At 63.5% G+C, this 17,305-nt stretch carries 14 protein-coding genes; all 14 read left to right on the plus strand.

What is annotated here, in order from left to right:
- Positions 1-140 precede the first annotated feature (140 nt).
- Complete coding sequence (locus tag AC2CGI_RS00470; protein ID WP_076741088.1) at positions 141-1,577, plus strand: sensor histidine kinase; 1,437 nt, start codon at positions 141-143, stop codon at positions 1,575-1,577.
- Between the two features lie 3 nt (positions 1,578-1,580).
- On the plus strand, positions 1,581-2,453 hold the full coding sequence (gene qseG / locus AC2CGI_RS00475) for a two-component system QseEF-associated lipoprotein QseG (protein WP_004941359.1): 873 nt from the start codon (positions 1,581-1,583) through the stop codon (positions 2,451-2,453).
- Complete coding sequence (gene glrR / locus AC2CGI_RS00480) at positions 2,450-3,790, plus strand: two-component system response regulator GlrR (protein ID WP_004941361.1); 1,341 nt, start codon at positions 2,450-2,452, stop codon at positions 3,788-3,790. Before qseG ends, glrR begins: the two co-directional genes overlap by 4 nt.
- A 130-nt stretch (positions 3,791-3,920) precedes the next feature.
- Positions 3,921-5,543 (plus strand): NAD+ synthase, encoded by a 1,623-nt coding sequence (locus AC2CGI_RS00485; protein WP_076741089.1) that lies wholly within the window; start codon positions 3,921-3,923, stop codon positions 5,541-5,543.
- Between the two features lie 11 nt (positions 5,544-5,554).
- Complete coding sequence (glnB, locus tag AC2CGI_RS00490) at positions 5,555-5,893, plus strand: nitrogen regulatory protein P-II (RefSeq protein WP_004847623.1); 339 nt, start codon at positions 5,555-5,557, stop codon at positions 5,891-5,893.
- A gap of 216 nt (positions 5,894-6,109) precedes the next feature.
- Positions 6,110-7,033, plus strand: a complete 924-nt coding sequence (locus AC2CGI_RS00495; RefSeq protein WP_015378793.1) for a LysR substrate-binding domain-containing protein — start codon at positions 6,110-6,112, stop codon at positions 7,031-7,033.
- Between the two features lie 115 nt (positions 7,034-7,148).
- Positions 7,149-8,612: a gamma-aminobutyraldehyde dehydrogenase gene (locus tag AC2CGI_RS00500; protein ID WP_076741090.1), complete on the plus strand. Its 1,464-nt coding sequence runs from the start codon at positions 7,149-7,151 to the stop codon at positions 8,610-8,612.
- 73 nt (positions 8,613-8,685) lie between these two features.
- Positions 8,686-9,840: a putative ABC transporter substrate-binding protein YdcS gene (ydcS, locus tag AC2CGI_RS00505; protein WP_021504517.1), complete on the plus strand. Its 1,155-nt coding sequence runs from the start codon at positions 8,686-8,688 to the stop codon at positions 9,838-9,840.
- 53 nt (positions 9,841-9,893) lie between these two features.
- Positions 9,894-10,922, plus strand: coding sequence for an ABC transporter ATP-binding protein (locus AC2CGI_RS00510; RefSeq protein ID WP_019452336.1), 1,029 nt, complete (start codon positions 9,894-9,896; stop codon positions 10,920-10,922).
- A gap of 1 nt (position 10,923) precedes the next feature.
- On the plus strand, positions 10,924-11,868 hold the full coding sequence (locus AC2CGI_RS00515) for an ABC transporter permease (RefSeq protein WP_015378789.1): 945 nt from the start codon (positions 10,924-10,926) through the stop codon (positions 11,866-11,868).
- Entirely contained in the window at positions 11,858-12,664 is an 807-nt protein-coding gene (locus AC2CGI_RS00520) for an ABC transporter permease (protein WP_004941378.1), read from the plus strand. The genes AC2CGI_RS00515 and AC2CGI_RS00520 overlap by 11 nt, the downstream gene beginning before the upstream one ends.
- A gap of 35 nt (positions 12,665-12,699) precedes the next feature.
- Positions 12,700-14,124, plus strand: coding sequence for an aminobutyraldehyde dehydrogenase (patD, locus tag AC2CGI_RS00525; protein ID WP_076741091.1), 1,425 nt, complete (start codon positions 12,700-12,702; stop codon positions 14,122-14,124).
- An 85-nt stretch (positions 14,125-14,209) separates the two neighbouring features.
- Entirely contained in the window at positions 14,210-16,120 is a 1,911-nt protein-coding gene (locus AC2CGI_RS00530) for an NAD(P)/FAD-dependent oxidoreductase (protein WP_021504513.1), read from the plus strand.
- Positions 16,117-17,301, plus strand: coding sequence for a c-type cytochrome (locus AC2CGI_RS00535; protein WP_076741092.1), 1,185 nt, complete (start codon positions 16,117-16,119; stop codon positions 17,299-17,301). Before AC2CGI_RS00530 ends, AC2CGI_RS00535 begins: the two co-directional genes overlap by 4 nt.
- Positions 17,302-17,305 lie beyond the last annotated feature (4 nt).

Below are 17,305 nucleotides of genomic sequence, written 5' to 3' on the forward strand. Positions count from 1 at the left end.
GCATGCCGTCGGCAGGCCAGGCCCATGGGCGCGCTTCGCCGATCCCGCGGCTTTTTCCTTGCGCGTTCAGGATTCTCCCCTGCCGGGCTTTTCTCTTTCCGGCGAGTCAGTTAGCATCGTGACAGAGCTGAGAGAATGAGATGATTTCGTTGAAAAAATGGCGTTTATTCCCCCGTTCGCTGCGGCAATTGGTGCTGCTGGCCTTCCTGTTGGTGCTGCTGCCGCTGTTGGTGCTGGCCTATCAAGCCTACCAGAGCCTGGATCACCTCAGCGCGCAGGCGGCGGACATCAACCGCACCACGCTGGTGGACGCGCGGCGCAGCGAGGCGATGACCAGCGTGGCGCTGGAGATGGAGCGCAGCTATCGTCAGTACTGCGTGCTGGTCGATCCTACGCTGCAGAAGCTGTACCAGAACCAGCGCAAACAGTATTCGCAGATGCTGGACGCCCACGCGCCGATCCTGCCGGACGAGCGCTACTACCAAACGCTGCGTCAGTTGCTGACCCAGCTGGCGGCGATCAAATGCCATAACAGCGGGCCGGACCAAGAGGCTTCGGCCCTGCTCGAATCGTTCTCCCGTTCCAACGCCGAAATGGTGCAGGCCACGCGCGCGGTGGTGTTCTCGCGCGGCCAGCAGCTGCAGCAAGCCATCGCCGAGCGCGGCCAGTTCTTCGGCTGGCAGGCGCTGCTGTTGTTCCTGGTCAGCGTGCTGCTGGTGGTGCTGTTCACCCGCATGATCATCGGGCCGGTCAAGGCCGTGGAACGGATGATCAATCGCCTGGGGGAAGGGCGCGCGCTGGGCAGCACCGCGTCGTTCAAAGGGCCGCGCGAGCTGCGTTCGCTGGCGCAGCGCATCATCTGGCTGAGCGAGCGGCTGGCGTGGCTGGAATCGCAGCGCCACGAGTTCTTGCGCCATATCTCGCACGAGTTGAAAACGCCGCTGGCCAGCATGCGTGAAGGCACCGAACTGCTGGCCGACGAAGTGGCGGGGCCGCTGACCTCCGATCAAAAAGAGGTGGTGGCGATCCTCGACAACAGCAGTCGCCACCTGCAGCAGCTGATTGAACAACTGCTGGATTACAACCGCAAACTGGCCGACGGCCCGGCGGAACACGAGAACGTCGAGCTGCGCGAGATGGTCGATTTGGTGGTCGCCGCGCACAGTTTGCCGGCGCGGGCGAAGATGATTTCCACCGAAATCGCGCTGGAGGCGGAAATCTGCTGGGCAGAGCCTACGCTATTAATGCGCGTGCTGGATAATCTCTACTCCAATGCGGTGCACTACGGCAAGGAATCCGGTAACATTTGGATCCGCAGCCGTCAGGTTGGACAACGGGTGCAAATCGACGTCGCCAATACCGGCATGCCGATCCCCGAGGCTGAAAGAGCCATGATTTTCGAGCCTTTTTTCCAGGGTAGTCACCAGCGAAAAGGGGCGGTAAAAGGAAGCGGACTGGGGTTGAGCATCGCTCAGGACTGTATCCGTCGCATGCGCGGTGAGCTGCAACTGGCGACGGTCGCCGGTGCAGACGTCTGCTTCCGCATTGAACTGCCGTTAACCGCCGAGAATGAATAAATAATGTACACATGGTCTAAACGCCTTCGTCTTTCGCAGACCGAACGTTCACCGCGTGCCACGCACAGAGCGCCGCTCGGCAAACGCCCGATCAGCTGGTTGGGCGCCGTTTTCTTTATGCCGCTGTTGCTGGCGGGCTGCGTCGATCGCGCGGTCAGCGGCGGCCTGAGCGCTCAGCAGCAAGAAGCGATCCCGGATACCAAGGTGATCGATTACCGCACCGCGGCCTGCGATACCCTGTGGCAGTTGGACGACAAGGACGCGCTGGATAACGCGCTCTACTGGCTGCGTGCGATGGACTGCGCCGATCGCATCGGCTCAACCCAGGCGCGCGCGCTGGCGAAAACGGTGCCTGGCGACAGCTGGTCCGGCGTTTTCAAACAGAGCATCCTGCTGGGGAGCGCACAGCCGACCTCCGGCGAACGCCGCCAGATGATCGACAGGATCAACAGCTACCGGATGGAGTTTCCCGGTTCGCTGCGTCCACTGACGCAGCTGTGGCGCCAGCAGCAGATGCTGCAGATCACGCTGTTCGATGAGAAAGCGCGTTATCAGCATCTGCAGGAAAGCAGCGACAGCCAGATCGATTCGCTGCGCCAGAGCCAGGCGCGCTTGCAATCGCAGCTGCAGGACACCTCGCGCAAGCTGGAAAACCTGACCGACATCGAGCGCCAGCTCTCATCGCGCAAGCAGCTGCAAGGGGAAATACCGGACAACGGCACAGGCTCGCAAAAGGGCGAAGCCGCCGGTAAAAACGGCGCGGCCGCGAAAGGGGCTGAGCCGCAGGACGAGCCGGAAAAGGGCACTGCGCTGCCGGTTGAACCGGAAGACACCTATACGCCGCACCCTGCCAATAAGGAGTCCCACGCGCAATGACCGCACGCAAACCGGCCAACCTGTTATTGGTTGACGACGATCCCAGCCTGCTGAAGCTGCTGGGCATGCGCCTGACCAGCGAAGGTTTTCACGTCACCACCGCCGAAAGCGGCCAGGAAGCGCTGCGCCTGCTGGCGCGCGAACAGATCGATCTGGTGATCAGCGATCTGCGCATGGATGAGATGGACGGCATGGCGCTGTTCGCCGAGATCCAAAAACATCAGCCGGGCATGCCGGTGATCATTCTCACCGCGCACGGTTCGATTCCCGATGCGGTGGCCGCTACCCAGCAGGGGGTGTTCAGCTTTCTCACCAAGCCGGTGGATCGCGATGCGCTGTACAAGGCCATCGACGAGGCGCTCGCGCTGTCGGCCAGCCCGGCCGGCGACGATGCCTGGCGGGAAGACATCGTCACCCGCAGCCCGTTGATGCTGCGCCTGCTGGAGCAGGTGAAAATGGTGGCGCAGTCCGACGTCAGCGTATTGATCAACGGCCAGAGCGGCACCGGTAAAGAGGTGGTGGCGCAGGCGATCCACGCGGCCAGCCCGCGCGCCAGCAAGGCGTTCATCGCCATCAACTGCGGCGCGCTGCCGGAGCAGCTGCTGGAGTCCGAACTGTTCGGCCACGCCAAGGGCGCCTTTACCGGCGCGGTCAGCAGCCGCGAAGGGCTGTTCCAGGCGGCGGCGGGCGGCACGCTGTTCCTCGACGAGATCGGCGATATGCCGCTGTCGCTGCAGGTGAAGCTGCTGCGCGTGCTGCAGGAACGCAAGGTGCGGCCGCTCGGCAGCAATCGCGATCTGGACATTGACGTACGCATCATCTCCGCCACCCACCGCGATCTGCAAAAGGCGATGGCGAAGAACGAGTTCCGCGAGGATCTCTACTACCGCCTCAACGTGGTGAACCTCAAGATCCCGGCGCTCAACGAGCGCGCCGAAGATATCCCGCTGCTGGCCAATCACCTGTTGCGCGAAGCGGCTCAGCGGCACAAGCCGTTCGTGCGCAGCTTCTCGACCGACGCCATGAAGCGGCTGATGACCGCCAGCTGGCCGGGCAACGTGCGTCAGTTGGTCAACGTCATCGAGCAGTGCGTGGCGCTGACCTCTGCGCCGGTGATCAGCGAAGCGTTGGTGGAGCAGGCGCTGGAAGGGGAAAATACCGCGCTGCCGACCTTTGCCGAAGCGCGCAACCAGTTCGAGTTGCATTACCTGCGCAAGCTGCTGCAGATCACCAAGGGCAACGTGACCCAGGCCGCGCGCATGGCGGGCCGCAACCGCACCGAGTTTTACAAATTGCTGTCGCGCCACGAGCTGGACGCCAACGATTTTAAAGAATGACAGTTTCCCGCCGGCGCCTGCCACGCAGGTTCTCAACAAATCCGGCGGAATGATTTACACTCCGTTCTCTTTGCCGCGGCGCGCCCCGGCGTAGAGCACCATGGAACGTATTAAGCGGGATCGTACACAAATGAGCAGATCACTTTCCATCGCCCTGGCCCAGCTGAACCTGCTGGTCGGCGACATTGAAGGCAACACCGAACGCATGTTGCAAATCGTGCAGGAGCAGCAGAAGGCGGGAGCCGATCTGGTCATGTTCAGCGAACTGGCGCTGTCCGGCTACCCGCCGGAAGACCTGCTGTACCGCAATGATTTCTATCAGCGCTGCGATACGCAGCTGCTGCGCCTGCAGCAGGCCTCCGCCGAGACGGCGATCCTGGTCGGCCACCCGTGGTGCGAAGGCGACAAGCTGTACAACGCGCTGTCGCTGTTCGCCGAAGGCCGCCTGCTGACCCGCTACTTCAAGCAGCAGCTGCCGAACTACGGCGTGTTCGATGAGAAGCGCTATTTCCACGCCGGCAACGACACCTGCGTGGTGCAATTGAAAGGCTACCGTCTGGGGCTGCTGATCTGCGAAGATCTGTGGTTCCCTGAGCCGATCGACGCCGCCAAGGCGGCCGGCGCGGAGATTATCCTGTCGATCAACGCCTCGCCGTATAATCGCGAAAAACCGTATATCCGCAAAACGCTGATGGCCGGCCACTGCCAGCGCACCCAGCTGCCGCTGGTGTACCTCAACCAGGTCGGCGGCCAGGATGAGCTGATCTTCGACGGCTGCTCCAAGGTCTTCGACGCCGCCGGCACCATGACTCACCGTCTGGCGGCCTTCGACGAGCAAGTGACCCGCCTGGAATTCAACGAGCTGGATGTGGTGCCGATGGCCGATCCGGCCGCTGAGCTGCCGCAGCTGGCGCAGGTGTACCAGGCGCTGGTGCTGGCGGTGCGCGACTACGTGACCAAAAATGGCTTTAAAGGCGCGGTGCTGGGGCTGTCCGGCGGCATCGACTCGGCGCTGACGCTGGCGATCGCCGTGGATGCGTTGGGCAAAGACAAGGTGCAGGCGCTGATGATGCCATTCCGCTACACCGCGGATATCAGCATCGCCGACGCCAAGGAAGAGGCGGAAATCCTCGGCGTGGAGTTCGATATCGTCTCCATCGAACCGATGTTCGACGCCTTTATGGGCCAGCTGTCGCCGATGTTCGCCGGCACCGAGCGCGACACCACCGAAGAGAACCTGCAGGCGCGTTGCCGCGGGGTGGTGCTGATGGCGCTGTCCAACAAGCGCCGCAGCATCGTGCTGACCACCGGCAACAAGAGCGAAATGGCGGTCGGTTACGCCACGCTGTACGGCGATATGGCCGGCGGTTTCGACGTGCTGAAGGACGTGCCGAAAACGCTGGTGTTCAAGCTGTCTGAATACCGTAACACCGTCTCCTACGTGATCCCGCAGCGGGTGATCGATCGCCCGCCGTCCGCCGAGCTGGCGCCGGATCAGGTCGATCAGGACAGCCTGCCGCCGTACGATATCCTGGATGCGATCCTGGAAGGCTACGTCGAGCGCGACAAGTCGGTCGCCGATCTGGTGGCCGAAGGGTTCGACGAAGCGATCGTGCGCAAGGTGATCCGCCTGGTGGACATCAACGAATACAAGCGGCGTCAGGCCGCCGTCGGGCCGCGCATCACCGCCCGTAACTTCGGCAAAGACCGCCGCTATCCCATCACATCCGGTTTTGGCCGCAAAAATTGGTAAAAGGAAAGAAGATGAAAAAGATCGACGCGATTATCAAGCCGTTCAAACTGGATGACGTCCGCGAAGCGCTGGCCGAAGTGGGCATCACCGGCATGACGGTCACCGAAGTCAAAGGCTTCGGCCGCCAGAAGGGCCACACCGAGCTGTACCGCGGCGCCGAATACATGGTCGATTTTCTGCCTAAGGTGAAGATCGAGATCGTGGTTGCCGACGACATCGTCGACACCTGCGTGGAAACCATTATGCAAACCGCGCAGACCGGCAAGATCGGCGACGGCAAAATCTTCGTCTTCGACGTGGCGCGCGTGGTGCGTATCCGTACCGGCGAGCAGGACGAAGAAGCGATCTGATCCTCCGCAGGATCATCGGCCATCAGGGCGCAGCATGCTGCGCCCTTGTCATTTCTGCTCCCCGTACATCACACCTCTTCGCCTCGCCGTTTCCCCCATTTTTGCCTGCGGGCATTCTAAAAAAGCGAACGCTATCGCGTTTTTGACACTTTTCCCGATCGCTTCACGGCCGGCGTCTACACTCAATGCAATGTTTTTGCTTGAGGAATCACCCCCATGATGACGTTACGCCAAATCCGCCACTTCATCGCCGTGGCGGAAACCGGGTCGATCTCCGCCGGCGCCCAGGCGGTGTTTGTCTCCCAGTCTTCGCTGACGCTGGCGATCCAGCAGCTGGAAACCGAGATCGGCGTGCGGCTGTTCGATCGCCACGCCAAGGGCATGACGCTGACCCATCAGGGGCACCAATTCTTGCGCCAGTCGTATCTGATCCTGGCGACGGTGGACAACGCCAAGCGCAGCCTGCAGATCGGCACCGAAAGCCTGACCGGCAAGCTGACCATCGGCGTCACCAGCCTGGTGGCCGGCTACTTCCTGGTGGAACTGCTCACGCGCTTTAAATCGGCTTATCCCAATGTCACCGTGCAGGTGGTTGAAGACGAACGCCCGTACATCGAGCATCTGCTGGTCAGCGGCGAGATCGACATCGGCGTGCTGATCTTGTCGAACATCGAGGACCGCGACGCGCTGCAGACCGAGGTGCTGATGCACTCGCCGTATCGCCTGTGGCTGCCGCCGCTGCACCCGCTGCTGGAGCACGAGAGCATCAGCCTGGCGGACGTGGCCAAACAGCCGCTGATCCAGCTCAACGCCGATGAAATGGACGTGCACGCGCGGCGCATCTGGGCGCGCGCCGGGCTGAAGCCGGAGATCGCCATGAAGACCGCCTCGACCGAGGCGGTGCGCAGCCTGGTGGCGGCGGGGATGGGAGTCTCCATCCAACCGGACATGGCGTACCGCGCCTGGTCGCTGGAGGGCAACATGATCGAGGCGCGCAAGCTGGACGATCTGCTGGAGCCGCTGGATATCGGGTTGGCATGGCGGCGCGGCAGCGCGCGGCCGGAGCTGGTGACGCCGTTCCTCACCATCGCGCGCGAGAACGGTAGCAAACACGCCGCCGGGCTTAAGCATTCGATTTAATCGAACGCGGCGTTCAGTATTTAGAATTTGTTGCCCGCCAGAGGCTCGCTTAGGCTGATTAAAACTAACTTATTCACATTTGGTTAACGTTTTTGTCACTTAGGGGCGTCAGGCGATGGCGGATGTGCAGGTTCTCTCAGGTTTGTCCTGTCAGCAGTTCATTAACGGTCAGCTTATCGACGGCGAAGGCCAGCAGGAGTGCATCGTCAATCCGGCCAACGGCGAGACGCTGATCGCCCTTACCGAAGCCTCTGCGGCGCAGGTCGGCAGCGCGGTGAAAGCCGCGCAGCAGGCGTTTGGCCACTGGTCGCGTACCACGCCAGGCCAGCGCGCCGCCTTATTGCTGCGTATCGCCGACGCCATTGAGCGGCAGGCGCCGCAGCTGGCGCAGCTGGAGGCCCTCAACTGCGGCAAACCGCTGCATCAGGCGCTCAATGACGATCTGCCGGCGGCGGTCGACGTGTTCCGCTTCTTTGCCGGCGCGGTGCGCACGCAGCAAGGGCAACTGGCCGGTGAGTATGTGCCGGGCCACACCTCGATGATCCGCCGCGATCCCATTGGCGTGGTGGCCTCGATCGCCCCCTGGAACTATCCGCTGATGATGGCGGCGTGGAAGATCGCGCCGGCGTTGGCGGCGGGCAATACCGTGGTGTTTAAACCCTCCGAACATACGCCGCTGACCATTCTGGCGTTGGTGCCGGCGCTGCAGGAGATCCTGCCGCCGGGCGTGCTGAACATCGTCTACGGCGGCGGTGAAGGGGTCGGCAGCCAGCTGGTGGGGCACCCGCAGGTGCGGCTGGTGTCGGTCACCGGCGATATCGTCACCGGGCAAAAAATCCTCCAGGCGGCGGCCAAAAGCGTCAAGCGCACCCATCTGGAGCTGGGGGGCAAGGCGCCGGTGATCGTTTGCGACGACGCCGATCTCGACGAGGTGGTCAACGGCATTCGCACCTACGGCTATTACAACGCCGGCCAGGACTGCACCGCCGCCTGCCGCATCTACGCGCAGGCCGGCATCTATCCCAAACTGGTGGACGCGCTGGGCGAAGCGGTCGCCAGCCTGCGCTTCGCCCGCAAGCGCGATCAGGACAACGAGATCGGCCCGTTGATAAGTGCCCGCCAGCGCGATCGCGTCGCCAGCTTTGTCGAGCGGGCGCTCAGCCAACCGCATATCGAATTGATCACCGGTGCCGCGGCGCACTCCGGGCCGGGGTTCTACTACCAGCCGACCTTGCTGGCGGGTTGCCTGCAAAGCGACGAGATCGTGCAGCGCGAGGTGTTTGGCCCGGTGGTCAGCGTCACGCGCTTCGAGCACCTGGAGCAGGCTGTCGCGTGGGCCAACGACTCGGAATACGGGCTGGCCTCGTCGGTGTGGACGCAAAATATCGATCGGGCGCTGCACATTGCCGCCCATCTGCAGTACGGCAGCACCTGGATCAACACTCATTTCACCTTGGCGAGCGAAATGCCGCACGGCGGCCTGAAACGCTCCGGCTACGGCAAGGATCTGTCCAGCGATTCGCTGCAGGATTACAGCGTTGTCAGGCACGTAATGGCGAAGTTCAAAGCCGGCTTCTAACGGTTATATCAAGAAAAATCAGGCGGCAGCCGTTCCCTGCCGCATACCGATAAGCAACACAGGGGTAATTACGATGGGAAAAACTACCGCAGTCACCACCACCGTCTCCGCGCTCTGTCTCACCGTGCTGTGCGGCCTGGCCCAGGCGGCCGATCTGCCGCAGGCGCTGGGCAAAGGCGAAGGCCGACTGGACATCATCGCCTGGCCCGGCTACATCGAACGCGGCCAGTCCGACAAAAACTACGACTGGGTCACCCAGTTTGAAAAGCAAACCGGCTGTGCGGTGAACGTGAAGACCGCCGCCACCTCCGATGAAATGGTCAGCCTGATGGCCAAAGGCGGCTACGATCTGGTGACCGCCTCCGGCGACGCCTCGCTGCGCCTGATCTTCGGCAAGCGGGTGCAGCCGATCAACACCGCGCTGATCCCGAACTGGAAGAACATCGATTCGCGCCTGCTGAACGGCGCCTGGTACACCGTGGACGGCAAAACCTACGGCACGCCGTACCAGTGGGGGCCGAACCTGCTGATGTACAACACCAAAACCTTCCCGACGCCGCCGGACAGCTGGGCGGTGATCTTCCAGCAGCAGAACCTGCCGGACGGTAAGAGCAACCAGGGGCGGGTGCAGGCTTACGACGGCCCGATCTACATCGCCGACGCGGCGCTGTTCCTGAAGGCCACCCAGCCGCAGCTCGGCATCAGCGATCCTTACCAGCTCAACGAAGAGCAGTATCAGGCGGCGCTGAAGCTGCTGCGCAGCCAGCACGCGCTGATCCACCGCTACTGGCACGATACCTCGGTGCAGATGAGCGACTTTAAAAACGAAGGCGTGGTGGCCTCCAGCGCCTGGCCGTATCAGGCCAACGCCCTGAAGGGCGAAGGGCAGCCGATCGCCACCGTGTTCCCGAAAGAGGGCGTGACCGGCTGGGCGGACACCACCATGCTGCATGCCGACGCCAAACACCCGAGCTGCGCCTACCAGTGGATGAACTGGTCGCTGGAGCCGAAGGTGCAGGGCGATGTGGCGGCCTGGTTCGGGTCGGTGCCGGCTTCACCGGCGGGCTGCAAGGCCAGCGCGCTGCTGGGTGAGAAGGGTTGCGAAACCAACGGTTTCAACCAGTTCGACAAAATCGCCTTCTGGAAAACGCCGCAGGCGCAGGGCGGCAAGTTCGTGCCGTACAGCCGCTGGACCCAGGATTACATCGCCATCATGGGCGGCCGCTAAGCCGCGGGGCGCAGCCCGCTGCGCCCGAATCACATCAGAATGGAGCACAGAAAATGACCATTGCCGTGCAATTCATCGATGTTTCGCGGACTTTCGGCGATGTTCGCGCCGTGGATCGGGTATCCATCGACATTCAGGACGGGGAATTCTTCTCCATGCTCGGGCCGTCCGGCTCGGGCAAAACCACCTGCCTGCGCCTGATCGCCGGCTTTGAACAGCTCACTTCCGGCTCGATTCGCATTCACGGCCAGGAAGCCGCCAACCTGCCGCCGTATCAGCGCGACGTGAATACCGTGTTTCAGGATTACGCGCTGTTTCCGCACATGTCGGTGCTGGAAAACGTCGCCTACGGCCTGATGGTGAAGGGCGTCGCCAAACGCGAGCGGCTGGCGCGGGCGCAAGAGGCGCTGGAGAGCGTGGCGCTCGGTTTCGTCGCCGAACGCAAGCCGGCGCACCTGTCGGGCGGCCAGCGGCAGCGCGTGGCGCTGGCGCGCGCGCTGGTCAACCGGCCACGGGTGCTGCTGCTGGACGAACCGCTCGGCGCGCTGGATCTCAAGCTGCGCGAGCAGATGCAGGGCGAACTGAAGAAGCTGCAGCGCCAGCTGGGCATCACCTTTATCTTCGTCACCCACGATCAAAGCGAAGCGCTGTCGATGTCCGATCGGGTGGCAGTATTCAATAACGGCCGCATCGAGCAGGTGGATACGCCGCGCGAGCTTTACATGCGGCCGAAGACGCCGTTCGTCGCCGAGTTCGTCGGCACCTCCAACGTGGTGCGCAGCGAGCTGGCGCAGCGCCTGCTCGGCGAAAGCCGAACCTTCTCGATCCGGCCGGAGCATATTCGCCTGCTGGAGCAAGGCGGCGCGGCGCAGGACGAAATCCAGGTGCAGGGCACGCTGCAGGAAATCCACTACCAGGGCGCGGCCACGCGCTATGAGATCGCGCTGAACGGCGGCGAAAAGCTGCTGGTCAGCCAGGCCAATCCACAGTGGATCGCCGCAGGGCAACAGCGGCAGATCGGCCAGCCGATCGTCGCCTGCTGGCCGCGCGCGGCGATGGTGCCGCTGCTGGAGGAGAGGTGAGATGGACATGAGCATCGATTCCCCCCCGGCGCGCGGCGGTAGCGTGCGCGCGCTGTCGACCTGGCTCTATCGCCGGCCGACGCTGTATCTGCTGTTACTGCTGGTGCCGCCGCTGCTGTGGTTCGGCGCGGTGTACCTCGGCTCGCTGCTGACGCTGCTGTGGCAGGGGTTCTACACCTTCGACGATTTCACCATGGCGGTGACGCCGGATCTGACCTTCGCCAACCTGGCGGCGCTGTTCAACCCGGCCAACTACGACATCATCCTGCGCACGCTGACCATGGCGGTGCTGGTGTCGCTGGCCAGCGCGGTACTGGCGTTCCCGATCGCCTATTACATGGCGCGTTATACCAGCGGCCGCGTCAAGGCGTTCTTTTACATCGCGGTGATGATGCCGATGTGGGCCAGCTATATCGTCAAAGCCTATGCCTGGACCCTGCTGCTGGCGAAAGACGGCGTGGCGCAGTGGTTTCTGCAGCACCTGGGGCTGGAGCCGCTGTTGGCTTCGCTGCTGACGGTGCCCGGCATCGGCGGCAACACGCTGTCGACCTCGGGGCTGGGGCGTTTTCTGGTGTTCGTTTATATCTGGCTGCCGTTCATGATCCTGCCGATCCAGGCGGCGCTGGAGCGCCTGCCGCCCTCGCTGCTGCACGCTTCGGCGGATCTGGGCGCCCGGCCGGCGCAGACCTTCCGCCACGTCATTTTGCCGCTGGCGGTGCCGGGCATCGCCGCCGGATCGATCTTCACCTTTTCGCTGACGCTGGGCGACTTTATCGTGCCGCAGCTGGTGGGGCCGCCGGGCTATTTCATCGGCAGCATGGTCTACGCCCAGCAGGGCGCGATCGGCAATATGCCGATGGCCGCGGCCTTTACGCTGGTGCCGATCGTCCTGATCGCCATCTACCTTTCCATCGTCAAACGTCTGGGGGCTTTCGATGCACTCTGAACGCGCGCCCTTAGGGCTGAAGCTGGCCGCCTGGGGCGGACTTGTCTTCCTGCATTTCCCGTTGGCGATCATCGCCATCTATGCCTTCAACACCGAGGACGCGGCCTTCAGCTTCCCGCCGAAGGGCTTTACGCTGCACTGGTTCAACGTTGCCGCCGGGCGGCAGGACATCCTCGATGCGGTGCTGCTGTCGGCGCAGATCGCCTGCCTGGCGACCGCCATCGCGCTGGTGCTCGGCACCCTGGCGGCGGCGGCGCTGTATCGGCGCGATTTCTTCGGCAAAGACAGCATTTCGCTGTTGCTGCTGCTGCCGATCGCGCTGCCGGGGATCGTCACCGGCCTGGCGCTGCTGGCGGCGTTCAAGGCGCTGAACATCGAGCCGGGCATCCTGACCATCGTCGTCGGCCATGCGACGTTCTGCGTGGTGATCGTGTTCAACAACGTCATCGCCCGATTCCGCCGCACCTCGTACAGCCTGATCGAGGCTTCGATGGATCTCGGCGCCGACGGCTGGCAAACCTTCCGTTACGTGATCTTGCCGAACCTCGGCTCGGCGCTGCTGGCCGGCGGCATGCTGGCGTTCGCACTGTCGTTCGATGAAATCATCGTGACCACCTTTACCGCCGGCCACGAGCGCACGCTGCCGCTGTGGCTGCTGAACCAGCTCGGTCGCCCGCGCGACGTGCCGATCACCAACGTGGTGGCGCTGTCGGTGATGCTGTTGACCATGCTGCCGATCCTCGGCGCTTACTACCTGACCAAAGGTGGGGAAAGCGTCGCCGGCAGCGGCAAATAATTTCCTTACCCGACCTCTGACAAAAGGATAACCCTATGCAAAGCCAACTGTTGATTGACGGCCAACTGGTGAATGGCCAGGGCGCGACCCAGCCGGTGTATAACCCGGCGACCGGCGAAGTGATCGCGCAGGTGGCGGAGGCCAGCCCGGAGCAGGTCGATCGTGCGGTGCTGGCGGCGGACGCCGCGTTCGCCGCCTGGGGGCAAACCACGCCGAAGGAGCGCGCCGAGCATCTGCTCAAGCTGGCGGATCTGATCGACGAGCATGCCGAGACCTTCGCCAGGCTGGAGTCGCTCAACTGCGGCAAGCCTTATCACTGCGTGCTGAACGACGAGCTGCCGGCGGTGGCCGACGTGTTTCGCTTCTTCGCCGGCGCCAGCCGCTGCCTGACCGGCATGGCGGCCGGTGAGTATCTGGCCGGGCACACCTCGATGATCCGCCGCGATCCGCTCGGCGTGGTGGCCTCGATCGCGCCGTGGAACTACCCGCTGATGATGGCGGCCTGGAAACTGGCGCCGGCCTTGGCGGCGGGCAACTGCGTGGTGATCAAGCCTTCGGAGCAGACGCCGCTGACCACCTTCAAATTGGCCGAACTGGCCGCCGGGCTGTTCCCGCCGGGCGTGCTCAACGTGCTGTTCGGGCGCGGCGCCAGCGTCGGCGATCGGCTGACCGGGCATGACAAGGTGCGCATGGTGTCGCTGACCGGGTCGATCGCCACCGGCGAGCACATCATCGCCCACACCGCCACCGGCATTAAGCGCACCCATATGGAGCTGGGCGGTAAGGCGCCGGTGCTGGTGTTCGACGACGCCGATCTGCAGCAGGTGGTGGACGGCATTCGCGGCTTCGGGTTCTACAACGCCGGCCAGGATTGCACCGCCGCCTGCCGCATCTACGCGCAGAAAAGCATTTATCCCGAGCTGGTGAAGCGGCTGGGCGAGGCGGTGGCCAGCCTGAAGATCGGCGTGCCGGACGACGAGAGCACTGAGCTGGGGCCCTTGATTACCGCCCAGCATCTGGAGCGGGTGGCCGGTTTCGTCGAGCGAGCCAAAGCGTTGCCGCATGTGCAGGTGGTCACCGGCGGCGAGAAGGTGAAGGGGCCGGGATACTATTTCCAGCCGACGCTGCTGGCCGGCGCACGCCAGGACGATGAGATCGTGCAGCGCGAAGTGTTCGGCCCGGTGGTGACGGTGACGCCGTTTGACGACGAAGAGCAGGTACTGGCCTGGGCGAACGAATCCAACTACGGATTGGCCTCGTCCGTGTGGACCCGCGACGTGGGCCGCGCGCATCGCTTAAGCGCCCGCCTGCAATACGGCTGCACCTGGGTGAACACCCACTTCATGCTGGTAAGCGAGATGCCGCACGGCGGCCAGAAACTGTCCGGCTACGGCAAGGATATGTCGATGTACGGGCTGGAGGATTACACGGCCATTCGTCATGTGATGTTCAAACATTGATTTTACAATAATTATCCGCACAATAGCGCGGCCTTTGGGCCGGCCCCGGCCGGCCGATGATAATAAAAATTGAAAGGAAGCCTATATGGGTATCACCAGACGCGATTTTCTAAACGGGGTGGCGATCACCATCGCCGCCGGGTTGACGCCGCTGCAAATCCTGCGCGCGTCACCGCAAACCGCCAATCAAACCCTGTACTACCCGCCGGCGCTGACCGGGCTGCGGGGTAACCATCCGGGCTCGTTCGAGCATGCGCACCAGCTGGGGCGCGACGGCAAAACCTTTGATTTCGGCAGCGTGCCCGCCGTTGAAGAGTTCGATCTGGTGGTGGTGGGCGCCGGCATCAGCGGGCTGGCGGCCGCCTGTTTCTGGCAGCAGCTGAAGGGCGAGCAGCAGCGCATTCTTTTGATCGACAACCACGACGACTTCGGCGGCCACGCCAAGCGCAACGAGTTCAACAGCGACGACGGCATGCTGCTCGGCTACGGCGGCAGCGAATCGCTGCAGTCGCCGCGCTCCAACTTCAGCCCGGTGGCGATGGGGCTGCTGCGCAAGCTCGGCGTCGATATCGACCAACTGGAACAGGCTTTCGACACCACCTTCTACCCGGATTTGAATTTGAGCCGCGGCGTTTACTTCGATCGCAAGAACTTCGGCGTAGACAAGGTGGTGAGCGGCGATCCGGGCCGCACGGTGGCGGACGACATCCCGCGCGATCGCCTCAACGGCCGCTCTTATGAAGCGTTCATCGGCGATTTCCCGCTGCCGGAAAGCGATCGCCAGGCGCTGATCGCGCTGCACACGGTGGAGAAGGATTATCTGCCGGAGATGACGCTGGAGCAGAAGGTCGAATGGCTCGACACCCACAGCTACACCCAGTTCCTGCGCGAGAAGGTTGGGCTGAGCGAGCTGGCGATCCGTTATTTCCAGCAGACCACCAACGATTTCCAGGCGGTGGGCATCGATGGCACCTCGTGCAGCGATGCGCGCATTTGCGATCTGCCGGGCCTGAACGGCATGAATCTGCCGCCGTTGGACGAAGAGTCGCAGGCGGATCTCGACGATCCTTACGTGTTCCACTTCCCGGACGGCAACGCCACGCTGGCGCGCCTGATGGTGCGCCAGCTGATCCCGGCGGTGGCGCCGGCCGGCAAGGACATGAACGACGTGGTGCTGGCTAAATTCGACTACAGCCAGCTCGATCGGCCGGAGTCGCCGGTGAAGCTGCGCTTGAATAGCACCGGGCTGCACGCGGCCAACGTCGGCGACAAGGTGGAAGTCACCTACATGACCGGCGAGAAGATGACCAAAGTGCGCGCCGGGCAGGTGGTGATGGCCGGCTACAACATGATGATCCCGTATCTGGTGCCGGAGATGGCGCACCAGCAGCAGGAGGCGCTGAAGCAGAACGTCAAGGCGCCGCTGGTGTACAGCAAGGTGGTGATCCGCAACTGGCAGCCGTTCATCAAGCTGGGCGTGCACGAGGTTTATTCGCCGGCCGCGCCGTACAGCCGCGTGAAGCTGGACTATCCGGTGAGCATGGGCGGCTATCAGCACCCGCGCGATCCGGATCGGCCGATCGGCCTGCATATGGTGTATGTGCCGACGCTGCCGGGCAGCGGCCTCAGCACGCGCGAACAGTCGCGTAAAGGGCGCGCGCTGCTGCTGGGCACGCCGTTCGAAGTGCACGAACAGATGATCCGCGAACAGCTGCAGGGCATGCTGGGCGAGGCCGGTTTCGATCATCAGCGCGACATTCAGGCGATCACCGTCAACCGCTGGTCGCACGGTTACTCCTACTTCCTCAACGGGCTGTTTGACGACGAAGACGAAGCCAAGAAAATCATCGAAACGGCGCGGCAGCCGATCGGCAAGATCGCTATCGCCAACTCCGATGCCGACTGGAGCCCGTACGCCAACTCGGCGATCGATCAGGCGTGGCGCGCGGTTAACGAACTGGCCTACGGCAAGGTTGCCGCCAAGGAGGGAGCATGAGTCTGCGTTCACTGTACCTGTTGAGCCTGTTGGCCGCCGGCGGCTCGGCCCAGGCGATGTCGGCCGGGGAATACGTCGCCAAAGCCGGTGACTGCACCGCCTGCCATACCGCGCCGGGCGGCGCCGAATTGGCGGGCGGCATGAAGTTCCCGACGCCGCTCGGGGCTATCTACGCCACCAACATCACGCCGGACAAGCTGCACGGCATCGGCGCTTACTCATTCGAAGAGTTCGATCGCGCCATGCGTCAGGGGATCGCCAAAGACGGTCACCGGCTTTATCCGGCGATGCCGTACACCTCGTACGCCAAAATGAGCACGGAAGACATGCGTGCGCTGTATGACTATCTGATGAACGAGGTGCCGGCGCAGAACGTCGCCAACCGCGACAGCGATATCACTTGGCCGCTGTCGATGCGCTGGCCGCTGGCGGTGTGGAATCAGCTGTTCCACGACGACCAGCCGTATCAGGCGGATCCGCAGCAAAGCGCCGAGTGGAACCGCGGCGCCTATCTGGTGCAAGGCGCAGGCCACTGCGGCAGCTGCCACACGCCGCGCGGCTGGGCGATGCAGGAGAAGGGCCTGGACGGTAAGGAGTCGGTGTTCCTGAGCGGCGCCGAGCTGGACGGCTGGTACGCCTCCAATCTGCGCGGCCTGCCGCCGGAGGAGGTGACGGCGCTGCTGAAAACCGGCCGCAGCCGCCATGCGGCGGTCGCCGGGCCAATGAGCGAGGTGGTGACCCACAGCACGCAGTACCTCAGCGACGGCGATCTGAACGCCATCGCGGTGTACCTGCGCAGCCTGGCGCCGGACACCGCCGCCAAACCTGCCTCATCTGCTGCGCAGGCGGATAATTCGGGCGGCAAGGCGACCTATGCGATGTACTGCTCGACCTGTCACGGCAATCAAGGTGAAGGCACCGACTTCGCCATTCCGGCGCTGGCGGGCAATGCCACGGTAACGGCGGATAATCCGCTGACCGCGCTGCGGGTGGTGCTGGAAGGGGCGCATACGCCGATCACGCAGCAGGCGATGGCGTTCGACATGCCGGCTTATGGCTGGGCGTTGAACGATCGTCAAGCGGCCGATCTGATGAGCTATCTGCGGGGAAGCTGGGGCAACCAGGCGGCGCCGGTGACGGTGCAGCAGGTGCAGGACGCGCGCCAACTGCAGGGGAAATGAAGGG

The organism is Serratia sp. LSHTC3, assembly GCF_057197125.1.